At 69.9% G+C, this 14,947-nt stretch carries 14 protein-coding genes; 6 read left to right on the top strand and 8 right to left on the bottom strand.

Annotated elements, in window-relative coordinates; all coding sequences use genetic code 11:
- Nucleotides 1-10: 10 nt before the first annotated feature.
- From GQ56_RS0117125 to GQ56_RS0117115, 3 genes are all read right to left on the bottom strand, one after another.
- Nucleotides 11-1,459: an MFS transporter gene (locus GQ56_RS0117125; RefSeq protein ID WP_031399818.1), complete on the bottom strand. Its 1,449-nt coding sequence runs from the start codon at nt 1,457-1,459 to the stop codon at nt 11-13.
- Between the two features lie 188 nt (nt 1,460-1,647).
- Nucleotides 1,648-2,421, bottom strand: a complete 774-nt coding sequence (locus GQ56_RS0117120; RefSeq protein ID WP_031399817.1) for a helix-turn-helix transcriptional regulator — start codon at nt 2,419-2,421, stop codon at nt 1,648-1,650.
- Between the two features lie 34 nt (nt 2,422-2,455).
- Nucleotides 2,456-2,797 carry an FKBP-type peptidyl-prolyl cis-trans isomerase gene (locus GQ56_RS0117115; protein ID WP_031399816.1) on the bottom strand — a complete coding sequence of 114 codons (342 nt, stop codon included), beginning with the start codon at nt 2,795-2,797 and terminating at the stop codon, nt 2,456-2,458.
- Nucleotides 2,798-3,377: 580 nt separating this feature from the next.
- Here GQ56_RS0117115 and GQ56_RS0117110 point away from each other — a divergent pair.
- Together GQ56_RS0117110 and GQ56_RS0117105 are read left to right on the top strand one after the other, a co-directional pair.
- Nucleotides 3,378-4,295: a metal-dependent hydrolase gene (locus GQ56_RS0117110; protein WP_031399815.1), complete on the top strand. Its 918-nt coding sequence runs from the start codon at nt 3,378-3,380 to the stop codon at nt 4,293-4,295.
- Nucleotides 4,296-4,738: 443 nt separating this feature from the next.
- Nucleotides 4,739-6,220 carry a sigma-54 dependent transcriptional regulator gene (locus tag GQ56_RS0117105; RefSeq protein ID WP_031399814.1) on the top strand — a complete coding sequence of 494 codons (1,482 nt, stop codon included), beginning with the start codon at nt 4,739-4,741 and terminating at the stop codon, nt 6,218-6,220.
- Nucleotides 6,221-6,245: 25 nt separating this feature from the next.
- On the opposite strand, the gene GQ56_RS0117100 is transcribed toward GQ56_RS0117105, so the two are convergent.
- Nucleotides 6,246-6,632, bottom strand: coding sequence for a GtrA family protein (locus GQ56_RS0117100; RefSeq protein WP_031399813.1), 387 nt, complete (start codon nt 6,630-6,632; stop codon nt 6,246-6,248).
- Between the two features lie 1,143 nt (nt 6,633-7,775).
- Nucleotides 7,776-8,558, bottom strand: coding sequence for an ABC transporter substrate-binding protein (locus GQ56_RS0117095; protein WP_031399812.1), 783 nt, complete (start codon nt 8,556-8,558; stop codon nt 7,776-7,778).
- Nucleotides 8,559-8,790: 232 nt separating this feature from the next.
- Between GQ56_RS0117095 and GQ56_RS0117090 the strand changes: the two genes are divergently transcribed.
- Both GQ56_RS0117090 and GQ56_RS0117085 read left to right on the top strand, forming a co-directional pair.
- Nucleotides 8,791-9,210, top strand: coding sequence for an MbcA/ParS/Xre antitoxin family protein (locus GQ56_RS0117090; protein WP_031399811.1), 420 nt, complete (start codon nt 8,791-8,793; stop codon nt 9,208-9,210).
- Nucleotides 9,211-9,212: 2 nt separating this feature from the next.
- Complete coding sequence (locus GQ56_RS0117085; protein WP_407638592.1) at nt 9,213-9,908, top strand: RES family NAD+ phosphorylase; 696 nt, start codon at nt 9,213-9,215, stop codon at nt 9,906-9,908.
- Nucleotides 9,909-9,963: 55 nt separating this feature from the next.
- Here the strand turns inward: GQ56_RS0117085 and GQ56_RS0117080 are convergent, their stop codons facing one another.
- A complete protein-coding gene (locus GQ56_RS0117080) occupies nt 9,964-10,695 on the bottom strand; it encodes a metallophosphoesterase (protein ID WP_031399809.1) in 732 nt (243 codons plus the stop codon).
- Between the two features lie 137 nt (nt 10,696-10,832).
- On the opposite strand from GQ56_RS0117080, the gene GQ56_RS0117075 reads away from it, so the two are divergent.
- Nucleotides 10,833-11,486 (top strand): DUF1345 domain-containing protein, encoded by a 654-nt coding sequence (locus GQ56_RS0117075; RefSeq protein ID WP_031399808.1) that lies wholly within the window; start codon nt 10,833-10,835, stop codon nt 11,484-11,486.
- A gap of 30 nt (nt 11,487-11,516) precedes the next feature.
- Here GQ56_RS0117075 and GQ56_RS0117070 read toward each other — a convergent pair whose 3' ends face one another.
- The gene (locus tag GQ56_RS0117070) at nt 11,517-12,185 is read right to left on the bottom strand and encodes a glutathione S-transferase (RefSeq protein ID WP_031399807.1); all 669 of its coding nucleotides are present in this window, start codon (nt 12,183-12,185) and stop codon (nt 11,517-11,519) included.
- A gap of 88 nt (nt 12,186-12,273) precedes the next feature.
- The gene (locus GQ56_RS0117065; RefSeq protein WP_031399806.1) at nt 12,274-12,981 is read right to left on the bottom strand and encodes a class I SAM-dependent methyltransferase; all 708 of its coding nucleotides are present in this window, start codon (nt 12,979-12,981) and stop codon (nt 12,274-12,276) included.
- Nucleotides 12,982-13,287: 306 nt separating this feature from the next.
- Between GQ56_RS0117065 and GQ56_RS0117060 the strand changes: the two genes are divergently transcribed.
- Nucleotides 13,288-14,940: a DUF3459 domain-containing protein gene (locus GQ56_RS0117060; protein ID WP_031399805.1), complete on the top strand. Its 1,653-nt coding sequence runs from the start codon at nt 13,288-13,290 to the stop codon at nt 14,938-14,940.
- The last annotated feature ends 7 nt before the right edge of the window (nt 14,941-14,947 follow it).

The following is a 14,947-nucleotide window of genomic DNA, read 5'->3' as shown; positions in this document are numbered from 1 at the left end:
CCGTCCGCTTTCAGTCGGCCGCCGGCATGGCCTGACGCGCGGGCGCGGCGCGGCGATGCGCATCGGGCCGCACCTGCGTGGCGAGCAGCGCGGCCGCGACCAGCAGCGCGACCGACACGGCCGTCTCGATCCGCAATCCGTTCACGACCTGTGCCGCGCCGCCGCCGCCGGCGAGTGCGCCGAACGCCGCGACGCCCATCGCGCCGCCGGCCTGCCGCGCGGTATTCAGCACGGCCGACGCGATGCCCGCCCGCTCGGGCGCGACCGACGCAAGCACGGCGGTCGTCATCGCCGGCACCGCGAAACCCATGCCGGTCGGAATCAAGAGGAACGGCACGAGCAGGACGGCCAGCGGCGTCGCTGCGTCGACGACGTGCAGCGATCCGTAGCCGAGCGCGGCGACGAGCGCGCCCGCCAGCATCGGCACGCGCGGGCCGTGACGCGCGACGACGCGGCCGCTTGTGAGGTTCGACAGCAGGAAGCCGCCCGTCAGCGGCAGGAACGCGAGGCCTGCCTGCAACGCCGATTCGCCGCGTGCGCGCTGCAGATAGAGCGCGAGTACGAACACGGTGCCGTAGTACGTGAGGTTCACGCAGATGCCGAACAGCACGGCCGCGCTGAACGTGCGATGGCGGAACAGCGACAGCGGCAGCATCGGCGTGGCCGTATGCGTTTCGGCCACGACGAACGCGAGCGCGGCCAGCGCCGCGAGCGCGAAGCCGCCGGCGACGAGCGGATGCGCGAAGCCGAGCGGCCGCCATTCGATCACGGCGCCGGTCAGCGCGGTGAGCATCACGATTGCGATGAACTGGCCGCGCAGGTCGAGTGCGCGGACGGACCGGGACGGCGCGGCCGGCGTCGCCCCGGCACGGCGTGCGGGTATCCAGGCCAGCGCGGCCGCGAGCCCGGCCGCGCACAGCGGCAGGTTCACGAGGAAGATGCCGCGCCAGCCCCACGCCGTGATCAGCAGGCCGCCGATCACGGGGCCGGCCGCGATCGAGATCGCGCCGGCCGCCGTCCATCCGCCGACGGCCCGCGCCCGCAGGTGCGGGTCGTGCCGGCACGCGTCGTTGAGCAGCGCGAGCGAATTGGGCAGCATCGCCGCCGCGCCGACGCCTTGCAGCGCGCGGGCCGCGACCAGCATCGCGGGCGCGGTCGCGGCGCCGCACGCGAGCGACGCGAGCGCGAACAGCACGAGGCCGCCGATGTACAGGCGGCGCGCGCCGAAGCGATCGCCGAGCGCGCCGCCCGACAGCATCAGCACCGCGAACGCGAGCGTGTACGCATCGACGACCCACTGCAGGCCGGCAACCGGCAGGTGCAGGTCGCCGGCGAGATGCGCGAGCGCGATGTTGACGATCGTCACGTCGAGCTGCGTGACGACGAAACCGGTGCTGACGGTCGCGACGACGCGGGCGAGTGCGGGCGGGAAGGCGGAGGAGGGGGCGGTCTTGTCCATGCGTCGATCGTAGGACGCGACGGGCGGACGATGTTTCAGCGGGACGTGAAGCGTCGATACGGGCGATGCGCGGTGGCGGAGGCGGCGAGCGGGAAAGTGCGGGAAGCGAAGCGGAGGCTGTGCGGTTTGCCGAAGAACCGTGCCGCGACATGCGCCGGCACGCGCTCAGAACGGGCGCACGAGCCTGCTCAGTGCCGTTCGCCGCGCCAGCGTCCGGGCGCCATGCCGAAGCGCCGCGTGAACGCATGCGTGAACGTGCTTTGATCCGCGAAGCCGACCATCCCGGCGATATCGACGAGCGGATACCGGCCGTCGGCGAGCAGGATCACGGCCGCGTCGAGCCTGAGCCGCTGCAGGTAGCGATGCGGCGTTTCGCCGAACGCGTCGACGAACAGTTGATGAAACCGGCGCATGCCATAGCCGCAGTGCGCGGCGAGATCGGCGATGCGCAGCGGCTCGGCGAGCCGCGCGCGCAGCCAGCGGTCGATGCGCGCGAAATCGAGGCCTGCCGCGGGCGCGGCGATGCCGCGTTCGTCGAGCAGCGCCCCGCACAGCCGCGCGGCGGCCTGCCACTGGAACCGGCGGGCGGCCGCGTGCTGCGCGTCGCCGGCCGGCGCTTCGAGCTGCGCGGCGGCCGCCGCGATCTGCGCGACCAGCGACGTCAGCGCCGGATCGATCGCCATCGCACGCGCGCTGTCGAACAGCCGCTGCGGCACCGCGAGCGACGCGACTGGAAGGTTGAGCACGAGCTGGCGGTTCTCGCCCAGGCCCGCGTAATCGTGGCGCGCGCCGGCCGGAACCAGCCACGCGCCGTGCCGGTCGAGACGCCGGCTGACGCCGTCCACCGCCATCACCATCGCACCGTCGATGCCGAGCACGATCTGGTGAAAGTCATGCACGTCCGACGCTTCGAGCGCGTCGTAGCGATGCAGTGCGACGGTGGGGGACGGAAGGTGCGTCATGGCGCAGCGTGTCGGCCGGCGGCGGCGTGCCGCGTCAGATCGCGAGCAGTTCGACTTCGAACACGAGCGTGGCGTTCGGCGGAATCACGCCGCCGGCGCCGCGCGGGCCGTAGCCGAGTTGCGGCGGGATCGTCAGGCGACGTACACCGCCGACCTTCATGCCCTGCACGCCTTCGTCCCAGCCCTTGATGACCATGCCGCCGCCGAGCACGAAAGCGAACGGGTCGTTGCGATCCTTGCTCGAATCGAATTTCTGACCGTCGGTCAGCCAGCCCGTGTAGTGGACGCTGACGGTCTGGCCGGCTTGCGCTACGTCGCCGGTGCCTTCGGTCAGGTCTTCGTATTTGAGGCCCGATTCGGTCGTGGTGACAGACATGACTTCTCCTGAAATAGGGTGAACAAGACCGCTATTGTAGGCGAGCGCGCAGCGGGCCGCCGCACGTCGCGCAGGCTCGCCGCGCGGGCCGCGCCGACGGCGGCGGCATGCCGTGGCCGCAGCTGCCGGAAACGCAAATGGAACGCGCGTTTGAATGTCTCCGGGGGCGGTGCAGGCGCGGTTGCACCGCACAAGGGCGCCGTGCGTATGAATCGGTGCGACCGGAGTGCCCGGCGGCAGGCCGCATGGCGCCGCCGGCTTCGGCCGGGCGCCCGCCGCACGGGGCTTGCGGGCTGCCGGCGCAACCCGGCGCCGGGCGTCGCACATCGTTCGCGGGCGGCCACGCGCGTTCGAATGACGGCCCGCGCGGACGCTGCTCCAGCACCGCTTTTTCCGCGTTTCCGACCGTGCCCTGTTTGGAAGCGCGCATCTACCGCGCGGCTTGCGCGCGCCGGCACCGGCGGCCTATCGTTACATTTGTCGATGTCAAGATTTTGGCGGCGCGGAATGCGCCGTCCGGGGTTGCACCGGTCGCGTCGGACGACGCGCCGGGCCGCGCCCGAAACAGGAGAACGATGAAATGAAGTCAGCCGCTTCCGCCACCGCGGCCGGGATCATGCCGGTGCGTCGCGACCTGCGCTTCGACCTGCCGGTCGAACGCGCGAAGGACTGGCATGGCCTCGGGTCGCACGTGACCCATTTCTTCAATGCGCTGTCGCTGCTGTTCCCGGCCGGCGAACGCTTTTTCATGGATTCGGTGCGCAACTACCGCGACCGGATCGACGATCCCGTGCTGAAGCAACAGGTGCTGGGCTTCATCGGCCAGGAGGCGATGCACACCCGCGAACACATCGAGTACAACGAGCTGATGCAGGCGAACCGCCTGCCCGCGCGCAAGCTCGACCAGCGCGTGTGGGCGGTGCTCGGCTACATGAAGCGCAAGCTGCCGCACTCGGTGCAGCTCGCGCACACGGTCGCGGCGGAACACTACACCGCGATGCTCGCCGACTGGCTGCTGCGCGATCCCACGCGTCTCGACGGTTCGGTCGAGGGCTATCGTCAGATGTGGATCTGGCACGCGCTCGAGGAAACCGAGCACAAGGCCGTGTCGTTCGACGTATGGAACGCCGCGATGAAGCCGGGGCTGCGCCGCTACCTGGTCCGCATCGGCGTCTATCTGCTGACGACGCTGACGTTCTGGCCGACCGTGTTCCTGATGCACGCGACGCTGCTGTGGCGTGATCGCGGCGCCGGCCATCACGTGCGGGGCATGCTGCGGATGATCGCGTTCCTGTACGGGCCGCGTCGCGGCCTGTTTCCGCGCATCGCCGGCGAATGGCTGAGCTTCTTCCGGCCCGGTTTCCATCCGTGGGATCACGACAATCGCCACCATCTTGCGCGGGTCGACGCGCTCGCCGCCGCCTACGGCGACCCCGGCGGGGCGCCGGCCGGCCGCGGCCGCGCGAATACGCCGGCTCCGCTCGCGTCGGGCCGCTGAGGCGGGCGTCGCGCCGGCCTGCGCGGCGGCGGGCCGCGCGTGTTGCGTTCGTGCATCAGCCGGCTACTTCTGACGATTGATCGAAATCAACCGGAACCGGCCGCACCGGTGTCCGGCCGACCGGTCGGTCCGTCGCGCACGCATGCGGCGGCGAGCCGCGCCGAGCCACTCGGCAACGGCCGCGAACGCCGCGCACCAGCGCCGGCGCGGCTTTGCGGGGCGCGCAACCGTGCGTGCCGCGCACGCCACCGGGATAACACCCATCTAGCCGCGCGACGGCGGCATCGATATACCGTTCATGACACTGTCCACCTCTTGCGCGATTCGTGCGCGGGGGGATTTTATTCGGACGGAAATGCGGCCAATATGTCGGTTCGATCGAGGTCCGTCGTACGCGACGGTGAGCCGGCGCGCGCGATACCAATGCCAAGCGGGGAACAACGATGGTTGCTAGGTCACCTGACGCAAACGGGCCCGCGGCGCCCGAGCTGACGCATGTGTCCGTCACCGCTCCCGAGGACGGGCGCAAGCTGTTCGTGATCATGCGCTCGCCCGACGAACCGCTGCTGGAGCAGCTGCGCGGGCTCGGCTGGGAAATCGCCGTCGCGAAGACGGCCGGCGCCGCGCAGAACATGACGTCCGGCGTGAGCGTGGCCGCCGGGCTGGTCGACTTCACCGGGTTCACGTCGCGCGACTATCCCGCGCTGAAGACGTGCCTGAGCCAGCCGTCGATCGGCTGGATTTCCATCGCGCAGGCGGGCGTCACGATCGGCCCCGCCGTGCGCGAGCTGATCCGCAGCTATTGTTTCGACTACGTGACGCTGCCGCTGCCCTACGAGTGGATTTCGCACGTGCTCGGCCATGCGCGCGGGATGGCCGCGCTCGACCGGGTCGACGGCGCGGCCTACGCGGCGTCGATCGGCGAGCACGGGATGATCGGCAACTGCGAGGCGATGCAGCAGTTGTTCAGCACGATCCGCAAGGTCGCGAAGACCGACGCGAGCGTGTTCATCTCGGGCGAATCGGGCACCGGCAAGGAATTGACGGCGCTGGCGATTCACGAGCGTTCCGGGCGCGGGAAGGGGCCGTTCGTCGCGATCAATTGCGGCGCGATTCCGCACCATCTGCTGCAGTCGGAACTGTTCGGCTACGAGCGCGGCGCATTCACCGGCGCGAACCAGCGGCGCGCGGGCCGGATCGAATCGGCGAACGGCGGCACGCTGTTCCTCGACGAAATCGGCGACATGCCGGTCGAAAGCCAGGCCAGCCTGCTGCGCTTCCTGCAGGAAGGGAAGATCGAGCGGCTGGGCGGGCAGGAATCGATCGCGGTCAACGTGCGGATCATCTCGGCCACCCACGTCGATCTCGACGGCGCGGTCGAGGCCGGGCGCTTCCGCGCGGATCTCTATCACCGCCTGTGCGTGCTGCGCATCCACGAGCCGCCGCTGCGCGCGCGCGGCAAGGACATCGACATCCTCGCGCATTACGTGCTGCAGAAGTACAAGGCCGACAGCGGCCGCAAGATCAGCGGCTTCACGTCGGCCGCGCTCGACGCGATGCGGCGCTACGAGTGGCCCGGCAACGTGCGCGAGCTGATCAACCGCGTGCGGCGCGCGATCGTGATGGCCGAGAGCCGGCTGCTGACGCCGCACGATCTCGGGCTCGACACGCCCGGCGAAACCGAGCCCGTCACGCTCGAGCAGGCGAGGGCGCTGGCCGAGCGCACCGCGATCGAGAACGCGCTGCTGCGCAACGATCACCGCATCAACAAGGCCGCTGCCGAGCTCGGCATTTCGCGCGTGACGCTCTACCGGATGATGATCGAGCACGGGCTGAACGAGCACGACAACAACGGCGGGAACGGCGACAGCGGCGGGCACGACGGTGCGCCGTCCGGCGACGCGGAGCATCAGCGGGTCGGCTGAGCGGTGCGCGCGATGCGCGCACCGCTCAGCGATAGGTCCAGAGCCGGTGCAGCAGGAACGTGACGGGCGGCACGCACAGCACGACCGCGACGATGCTCCACGCGCGTGCGAGCCCGAGCGTTTCGGTGCCGTGCGCAAGCAGCATCGTCACGACCAGGCCGGCCGTCGCGACCGCGAGAAAGCGCACGAAGTTGCCCCACGTCACGGGCGCGGAAAAACTCCACAGGGTGTTGGCGAGATACGAGAACGCGGTCGAGCACGCAAACGCGACCGCGTTCGCGATCACGGGCGTCGCGTCGAACAGCGCGAACAGCGCGGCCGCGATCAGCGCATGCAGCGCGGTCGAGCCGAGGCCCGATACGCCGAAGCGGATCAGCCTGGTGCGTTCGGCGGCATGGAGGACGCGGATCATCGAGGGCGTTCCGTTCGTTCGGGCGGCGTGGCGGCGTGTGAAGCGGGGTCGTGGGGCCGGGCGTTTCCCGGCGAAGACGCCGCGGCAAACGGGGTGCAAGCCGGTTTCGCAGTATAGCGGGGCGAGCCCCGCAACCGGCCGGCTCGGCGCAGGCCGACTCCTCTCGCGGCAGACGTGCGGCCCGCGTGCCGCCGGCCGCATGTAAAGCGCATGAAACATTTCGCGTCGGCCGCGACGCGAAATGGCGCGGCGAATCGCGCCGAACGGCCGGACGCGCATCGGTAAAAATGCCGCGCCGCATTGTTCAGCCTTATCCGGCAAGGCTTGGCCGCCGTGCGGCCGGCGCGTGCCGCGCGCCGCGTGTTTCAGTTTCGCAACCTTCGGCATGCCGCACCCGTTCCCGCCGCCGCATTGCCCGATCGACGCCTTGTCCGGACGGGCTCGCGCGAAGCTGGCCCGCTCCTTGCGAAGGTGGGCGTGCGAAAGTCGACGACACCAGGTCCGACCGGGCCGGCAGCGAACCCTGCCGGTGCCGGCCCGGATGCAGTCCGCGGGGATGCGGCGACGGAGCGCGGTGAAGCAGCCGCGTTCCGGCGTGCACGGAACGTCGTCGCCCGATCGTCGGGGCACCGGCTGCGTCCGGTTGCCGGAACAAGCATCAGACTGAAACGGGGTAGAAAAATGATCGATCGCCACACGCCGCGGCCGGCAGGCCGCGATCGCAGTGATTCGACGCATCGCGGGTCGGACGTCGTTCTCGCAGCCCGCCGGCATGCATCGACAGGCCATCTCTCCGCGCCCGGCGCGAGACGGATCCGGCTGAGTGCCGGTCACCCGCGCCGGGTCGGCGCTTTTCTGCATGCCAACCCGATTCGCAAGGGCATGTGCGTACGGGCGCCGGTACCTCGACGCCCGGTCTTCGCGTACTGACCGAAGCGGTACGGTCGCCGTTCGCGCCGCGCAGCGCTGCCGCGAACGATCGATCTGCAATCCGAATGAAATGCGCGACGTCGCGCCGCGGGCGAGACGGTCGATGCATCCGATGCGACGGCACACGGCGCCACGCCGTTGCCGTCCGATGGTGAAGGGAGGGCGGTCGGACGCGCGCGACGAGGGTGGCGCCCGTACGCGCGCGACGCCGTTTCAGCCGCCGTAGATGTCGAAGTCGAAGTACTTCGATGCGAGCCGCTTGTAGGTGCCGTCCTTGACCATGTCGAGGATCGCGCGATCGATCTTCGCCTTCAGGTCGGTGTCCTCCTTGCGCAGCCCGATGCCGGCGCCGATGCCGAGCACCTTCTCGTCGACGAGTTCGGGGCCGACGAACGTGTAGTTCGCGCCGCGCGGCGATTTCAGGAACCCGATCGCGGCCTGCACCTCGTCCTGAAGCGCCGCGTCGAGGCGGCCCGAGGTCAGGTCGGCGTACACGCCGTCCTGATTCTGGTACGACACGACGTTCGCGCCTTGCTTGCCCCAGTACGCCTTCGCATACGTTTCCTGCGTCGTGCCCTGCTCGACGCCGATCGATTTGCCCTTCAGCGATTCGGCCGTCGGCAGCAGCAGCGAGCCCTTCTTCACGACGAGCCGCGTCGGCTGGTTGTAGATCTTCGTCGTGAAGCCGATCTGCTGCGCGCGCTGCGGCGTGATCGACATCGACGACAGCACCGCGTCGAACTTCTTCGCCTTCAGCGCCGGAATCATCCCGTCGAAATCGTTCTCGAGCCACACGCACTTCGCGTTCAGGCGGGCGCAGATCTCGTTGCCGAGGTCGATGTCGAAACCGACGAGCTTGCCGTCGGGCGCCTTCGACTCGAACGGCGCGTAGCTGGCGTCGGTGCCGAAGCGGATCGTGGTCCAGTCCTTCGCGGCGGCAGGGCCTGCCGATACCGCGAGCAGGGCGATCGAAACAGCGGCAATCAGTCTCTTCATGGTGCGTTCCTTGGCGGGGCTTCCGGTTTCAGTGCGGCACGGCTCCACGGACACGAACCGCGTCTGCGCGCGGTGTCCGCACGGCCATTAACGCAGAAAATAAAATAAGAGTCCAGAATGGACAAAAAATATCGTTTTGGCGGATGCACAGGTCGATCGACGGGTGTCGACCCTTGCAAAAATACGAAAATGGACTAATCTTGTTAGTAAATTCGTTTCGAGACTAACGATCATGTCACAGCCCGCCTACGATTCGCATTCCGCCCCGCCGCAGGCCTCGGTCGCGCAGATGTCGGCGGCCGGCCTGCGTGCGTTTTTCAACATCGCGCGCGACTGGGAGCTGACGATCGACGAGCAGATCGTGCTGCTCGGGTCGCCCGGCCGTTCGACGTTCTTCAAGTGGAAGGCCGCGCCGGAATCGGCGCGGCTGCCGCGCGATACGCTCGAGCGGCTATCGTTGCTGCTCGGCATCTACAAGGCGCTGCAGATCCTGCTGCCGCAGCCGTCCGCTGCCGATGCATGGGTCAAGCGGCCCAACGACGCGGCGCCGTTCGGCGGCAGGCGCGCCCTCGACCGGATGCTGGCCGGCAATGTCGGCGATCTGGTCGCCGTCCGGCAATATCTCGACGCGATGCGAGGTGGCTGGGCGTGACACTGCCGATCCAAGCACAACAATGGCCCACGGCCGCCGTCGACTGGGCGCCCGCCTATCGCGTGATTCCCACCCGGTTCCCGGCGATCAACCTGTTCGACCGGGTGGCCTCGGCGGACGATTTCGACGCGCTGTACGCGCTCGAATCGCTGACCAACGACCGGATCCGCAACGAAGTCGGCACGCTCGATCTCGTGCCGCCCGCCGAGCGGCGCTATGGGCACGGCTGGGGGCCGATCATGGCCGCGTTCACGCACCTGAATCCGCAAGGCAGCCGTTTTTCCGACGGCAGCTACGGCGTGTTCTACTGCGCGCGCTCGCGCGATACGGCGATCGCGGAAACGCGTTATCACGGCGCGCTGTTCCTGGCCGCCACGAAGGAGCCGCCGATGCGCCAGCAGATGCGGCTCTACACGGTGTTCGCGCAAGGCGACGCGGTCGACGTGCGCGCCTGGCCGCAACGCGATCCGGCGCTGCTGCACCCGCTCGATTACAGCGCCGGCCAGGCGCTCGGCCGCGCGGTGCGCAATGCCGGCGGCGCGGGAATCGTCTATCCGTCGGTGCGCGACCCGCGCGGCGAATGCCTGGCGGCGTTCCGCACCGCGCTGCTGCACGACTGCCATCACGCGGCCTATCTCGAATACAACTGGAACGGCTCGGCCGTCGATGCGGTGTTCGAACTGAATCAGGTCGGTTAGGGGGGGCCGTTGCCCGGATGAACGGGCCGGCGGCCCGTCATTGGCGGAGCCGGCCCTAAGGCAGCGGCCAGTCGCTCGCGTGGCGTTCGCGCGCTTCGGCCTGCGTCATCGACCACGTGCGTCCGGTGTGCGGCTCGGCGAGCGTGAGCCGCCCGGCCGGCGCGAACGCGCCCGTGTCGATGAACCACTGTGCGCCGATCCGCTGCGGCGCGCGCACGGGCGTGTGCCCGGTGCAGGTCAGCGACAGGCCGGCCTGCCGCGCCGGATCGGCGAGCCCCTGGACGAGATCGCGGCCCCAGATCAGCCGCTCGCGCACGTCGGGCGCATAGCGGCCCGTGTCGAGCGCGGCGTCCGTGCCGAAGAATTCCGCGTGGAGCACGTTGAAGCGCCCCGGGCCGTCGCCGATCGTGCGCACCAGCGGCAGCGCGTCGACGCGCGCGGCATGCGCGTGCAGCCGCTCCGGCGCCAGGTCGGCGCCCCAGTCGCCGCCGATTCCGCGCCACGCGTCGGGCGACAGCTTGCCGCGCGACACGAGGCTCAGCACTTCCTCGTGATTGCCGCGCACGACGTGGCACCACGGGCGGTCGAGCAGGTCGAGCGTGGTTTCGGATTCGGGGCCGCGGTCGACGAGGTCGCCGACCGAGAACAGCCGGTCGCACGCGGGATCGAAGCGGATCTCGCGCAGCAGCGCACGCAGCACGTTCACGCAGCCGTGCAGGTCGCCGACGACGAAGTCGCGGCCGGCCGAATTCGCCGGATGGCGGCAGAGGGAGGCGGTGGCGGTCATTCCGTTATCTTAGGCGCTCGCGCCCATCGTCACGTCATGCCGGAATGGCGATAATCGGGGCGCTACCCGCCGGTACGGCGCGGCGGGGTTGTCCGCGCGCCGGCCGGATCCTTTCCATTCGCTTTCGGAATCACACGATGACGTTTTATCCGCAGGTATTGCGTAACCGCCCGCGCATGGTCGCGGCGTTCGCCGCCGGCTTGCTGTGCGCGGTGCTGCTGCCGCTTCCGCTGCGTCCGACCGTGCGTGCGCTGATCGGCTGGGATTGCGCGATCTGGCTGTATCTCGCGCTGATGTGGGTGCGCATGGTCACCGCGCACCATCACAAGGTGCGCGAGATCGCGATCCGCGACGACGAGAACGCGACCACCGTGCTGACCGTCATCTGCGTCGCCACCGTCGCGAGCGTGGCCGCGATCGCGATCGAGCTCGCGACCGCCAAGAGCGTCGGCTTCCGCGCGGGGCTCGGCCATTACGCGATCACGGGGGCGACGCTGTTCGGCGCATGGTTCCTGATTCCGACGATCTTCACGCTGCACTACGCGCGGCTCTACTACGGCTCGCCGAGCAGCGATCGCGCGCTGCGCTTCCCGGACCGGAACCCCGAACCCGATTACTGGGATTTCCTGTATTTCGCGTTCACGCTCGCGGTTGCGTCGCAGACGGCCGACGTCTCGCTGACGAACCGCTCCGCGCGGCGCGCGGTGCTCGCGCAGTCGATCCTGTCGTTCTACTTCAACATGGCCGTGCTCGGGCTGTCGATCAACGTCGCGGCGGGCCTGCTGAGCTGAGCCGGGCCCGCGCCCGCGCCGCCCGCCGGGCTATTTGAGCAGCTCGTACGGGCCGCCGCGCTCCAGCGCGCGCCGGTACGCGGGCCGCGCGTGGATCGTGTCGAGAAAGCGCGCGATCGCCGGATGCCGGCCGTCGTCCCCGCGCGCGGTCGCGGCTTCGAGCGGAAAGCTCATCTGGATGTCGGCCGCGCTGAAGTCGTTGCCGACGAACCAGCCGGTGCGGCTCAGCGTGTCGTCGATGTGGCCGAGATGCAGCGCGATCTGCGGATCGACGAAGCTCGACTGCAGCGTCGCGGCGATCTTGCGCGCGACCGGCCGCGCGAAGAACGGCATCGGCGCGTGCGCGATCCGCAGCGCGACGAGCTTGAGCAGCAGCGGCGGCATCGCCGACCCTTCCGCGTAGTGGAGCCAGTACGTGTAGTCGTACCGCTCGGGCGTGCCGGGCGGCGGCGCGAGGCGCCCGTTGCCGTAGCGCTCGACCAGATACTCGACGATCGCCCCCGATTCGGCGAACGTGCGCCCGCCGTCGGTGACGACGGGCGATTTGCCGAGCGGATGGATCGCGCGCAACGCGGGCGGCGCGAGCATCGTTTTCGGATCGCGCTCGTAGCGCACGATCTCGTACGGCACATCCAGTTCCTCGAGCAGCCAGAGCACGCGCTGCGAACGCGAGTTGTTCAGGTGATGGACGGTGAGCATGGCGACGCCGGAAGTGGGGGCGGGAACGACATCATACCCAGCGCGCACGGCGTCCGTGCGACAACCTGTCGTGCGCCGCGCCGATCCGTCATGCGCGCCGCACGGCGATCCATGCGCCCCAGAACAGGCTCGCGAAAAAGCGCAGTGGCGCCTCGAAGCCCGCATCGCGCAGCAGTCCGAACACGGCTTCCTCGGAGGCGGGCGGATCGGCGCCCTGCAGGATCTTCGCGAGTTGCGCGCGCACGGCGTCGGGCGACGCGCCCTTCATGCGCCAGCGCTGCTGCCACGCATCGAGCAGGCGAGGGTGGTCCGCGTAACGGCGGTGGTTGCCGGCGAGCACCAGCGGCGCGCCGGGTTTCAGGCGTCGTGCGATCGCGCGCAGCAGCGCGTCCTTCGCATCGTCGCCGGGGACGTGATGGAGCACGCCGATCAGCGTCGCGCCGTCGAATGCGACCGTGTCCGGCAACGCCTCGACGCCGTCCTCGACGAACGCCGTGCGCGTGCCGAAGCCCGCCGCCTCGACGTTCGCGCGGGCAAGCGCGAGCATCGGCGCGGACGGATCGACGGCGGTGAACCGCCAGCCCGGCTCGAGCGCGGCCGCCACGCAGATTTCCTGTCCCGTGCCGCCGGCGCCGGCGACGAGGATCCGCGCATCGGGCGCAGTGATCGCCGACGCGAGCATGCACGCGGCGAGTTCATGGCAGGCATCGTAGCCGGCGAGCGCGATGCGCGATTGCTCGGCGTATTCGTGGGCGCGGGCCGGGTCGAATTTCGCGGCGCTGGCGGGAACGGACATGACGGGCTCCTCGGGTCGGGCGCGGACGACGTGTTCGCGCGCATCGTACCGAGCGTAAGCGGGCACGGCCGGGGCAACAAGGCGAGCCGCCATCCCGGTATGCCGGCTACCCGCCTCGCCGGCACGGTGCGCGGCTGCCTGCTTCGAGGGGTCTGTTCGTATTTAATAATGTCCGGGTGCCCCACATTGCGAGGGCGAATCCGGCGCATACTCGTTTCTCCCTCTCGCCTGGCCGTCGCATGCCGGGCCCCGATGCGCCGCGCCGCTGGCGCGGCCATGCCGCCCGGCACGCACGAGGAGCGCATGATGTCCGATTGTCCGCACGATCCGTATGCGCAGCACTTCATCCATTGCCTGCCGTTCGGCGCGCAGCCCTGCGGCGCGCTCTGCGCGACGCCGCGCACGCATTTTCGCGTGTGGGCGCCGGGCGTCACGCAGGTTCAGCTCGAACTCGATACCGGCTACGGCCCGGTGGTCGTGCCGATGACGGCCGCCGGCCCGAACTGGTTCGAAGTCTTTGCCGATTACGGCGCGGGCGTGCGTTACCGCTATCGCCTCGACGACGCCGTGTCGATTCCCGATCCCGCATCGCGCTCGCAACCCGAAGGGCTCAACGGCCCGAGCGAAGTCGTCGATCCGCGTGCGTTCACGTGGCGCAACACGTTCTGGCGCGGGCGCGCGTGGGAAGACATCGCGCTCTACGCGATTCGCCCGCACGCGGTGGGCGGCTTCGCCGGCGTGCGCCGCCGCCTGCCGCAGCTTGCCCGCCTCGGCGTGACCGCGCTGGAGCTGCTCGCGTCGCCGCACGACAGCCTGCCGTTCGCGCCGCTGGCGTCCGAAGGCGGCCCCGACGCGCTGAAGGCGCTGATCGACGACGCGCACGGCTACGGTCTCGCGGTGCTGCTCGAGCTCGACTATGCGCGCTTCGGCAGCGGCACCGATGCGCTGCGCCACTATGCGGCGCCGTTCTTCCACACGCGCGACGATCCGCTGCAGGCGCCGCCGCTCGCGCTCGATCATCCGGAAGTCTGCGATTTCTTCTGCGACAACGCGCTGTACTGGATCGACGAATATCGTTGCGACGGGCTGCGCCTGCGCGAAGCCGATCGCATCGGCGTGTCGTGGCTGCGCGAGATCGCCGACCGCGTGCGCGCGGCCGTGCCGGCCGACCGGCTGATCCATCTCGTGCTCGGCAGCGAGCGGCATCCGGCGCATCTTGCCGATACCCATTTCGATGCGCAGTGGAACGGTTGCGGCGAACGCGCGCTGCACCGCCTGACCGGGCGTGACACGTCGGCGCATGAAGGCATTTCCACGCACCAGTCGATCCACACGCTGGCCCGCGCGCTGACCGCGGCCGGCGCGGCGTTCCAGCCGGCCGCGCCGGGAGAAGGGATGGCCGCCGAGGCGGGGCTTTCGCTGACGTCGCTCGTGCTGTCCGACGGCGCGTGGCGCGACGGCGGGCCCGGCAACGGCGGGCACGCGGCCGGTCTGGCCGCGCTGGCGCTGTCGCTGCTCACGCCGCAGATTCCGTTGATCTTCGACGAAACCGCGCGCGATGCCGAGCGCGCGCATTTCGTGCAGTCGGCGCTCGCGGTGCGCGCGAAGCTGATCGCGCCGCGGTTGTCCGATTGCCGGCCGCAGGATGCGCGCGCGCTGAAGGCGGACGGGGACGGCGATGCCGACGCGTTGCTCGCGTCATGGCGGCTCGCCGACGACGAGACGCTGACGATCGCGTTGAACCTGTCGCCCGATGCGGTGCCGTTCGACGCGCCGGGTGGGCGGGTCGTCTTCGAGACGCCGGCGCGTGCGCGCGACCGGGTCGACGAAGGCGCGTTGCCGGCGTATTCGCTCGTTGCGTGGCTGACGGGCGACGTCAACCGGTATGCGCTCACGCACGATGTGCGGCGCATCGACGACGGGGCGTGGCGCGGGGCGCGTCCGAACCTGAACGCATGAGGGGATG

This window comes from Burkholderia paludis, assembly GCF_000732615.1.
Taxonomy (GTDB): Bacteria; Pseudomonadota; Gammaproteobacteria; order Burkholderiales; family Burkholderiaceae; genus Burkholderia; species Burkholderia paludis.
This window is presented reverse-complemented; position numbering and strand designations above follow the sequence as displayed.

Bases quoted from the DNA above. Each gene is read 5' to 3' on its own strand.
- GQ56_RS0117090 (WP_031399811.1), top strand. From the start codon at position 8,791: ATGTCACAGCCCGCCTACGATTCGCATTCCGCCCCGCCGCAGGCCTCG.
- GQ56_RS0117110 (WP_031399815.1), top strand. From the start codon at position 3,378: ATGAAGTCAGCCGCTTCCGCCACCGCGGCCGGGATCATGCCGGTGCGT.
- GQ56_RS0117065 (WP_031399806.1), bottom strand. From the start codon at position 12,981: ATGTCCGTTCCCGCCAGCGCCGCGAAATTCGACCCGGCCCGCGCCCAC.
- GQ56_RS0117115 (WP_031399816.1), bottom strand. From the start codon at position 2,797: ATGTCTGTCACCACGACCGAATCGGGCCTCAAATACGAAGACCTGACC.
- GQ56_RS0117100 (WP_031399813.1), bottom strand. From the start codon at position 6,632: ATGATCCGCGTCCTCCATGCCGCCGAACGCACCAGGCTGATCCGCTTC.
- GQ56_RS0117075 (WP_031399808.1), top strand. From the start codon at position 10,833: ATGACGTTTTATCCGCAGGTATTGCGTAACCGCCCGCGCATGGTCGCG.
- GQ56_RS0117105 (WP_031399814.1), top strand. From the start codon at position 4,739: ATGGTTGCTAGGTCACCTGACGCAAACGGGCCCGCGGCGCCCGAGCTG.
- GQ56_RS0117080 (WP_031399809.1), bottom strand. From the start codon at position 10,695: ATGACCGCCACCGCCTCCCTCTGCCGCCATCCGGCGAATTCGGCCGGC.
- GQ56_RS0117125 (WP_031399818.1), bottom strand. From the start codon at position 1,459: ATGGACAAGACCGCCCCCTCCTCCGCCTTCCCGCCCGCACTCGCCCGC.
- GQ56_RS0117070 (WP_031399807.1), bottom strand. From the start codon at position 12,185: ATGCTCACCGTCCATCACCTGAACAACTCGCGTTCGCAGCGCGTGCTC.
- GQ56_RS0117120 (WP_031399817.1), bottom strand. From the start codon at position 2,421: ATGACGCACCTTCCGTCCCCCACCGTCGCACTGCATCGCTACGACGCG.
- GQ56_RS0117060 (WP_031399805.1), top strand. From the start codon at position 13,288: ATGTCCGATTGTCCGCACGATCCGTATGCGCAGCACTTCATCCATTGC.
- GQ56_RS0117095 (WP_031399812.1), bottom strand. From the start codon at position 8,558: ATGAAGAGACTGATTGCCGCTGTTTCGATCGCCCTGCTCGCGGTATCG.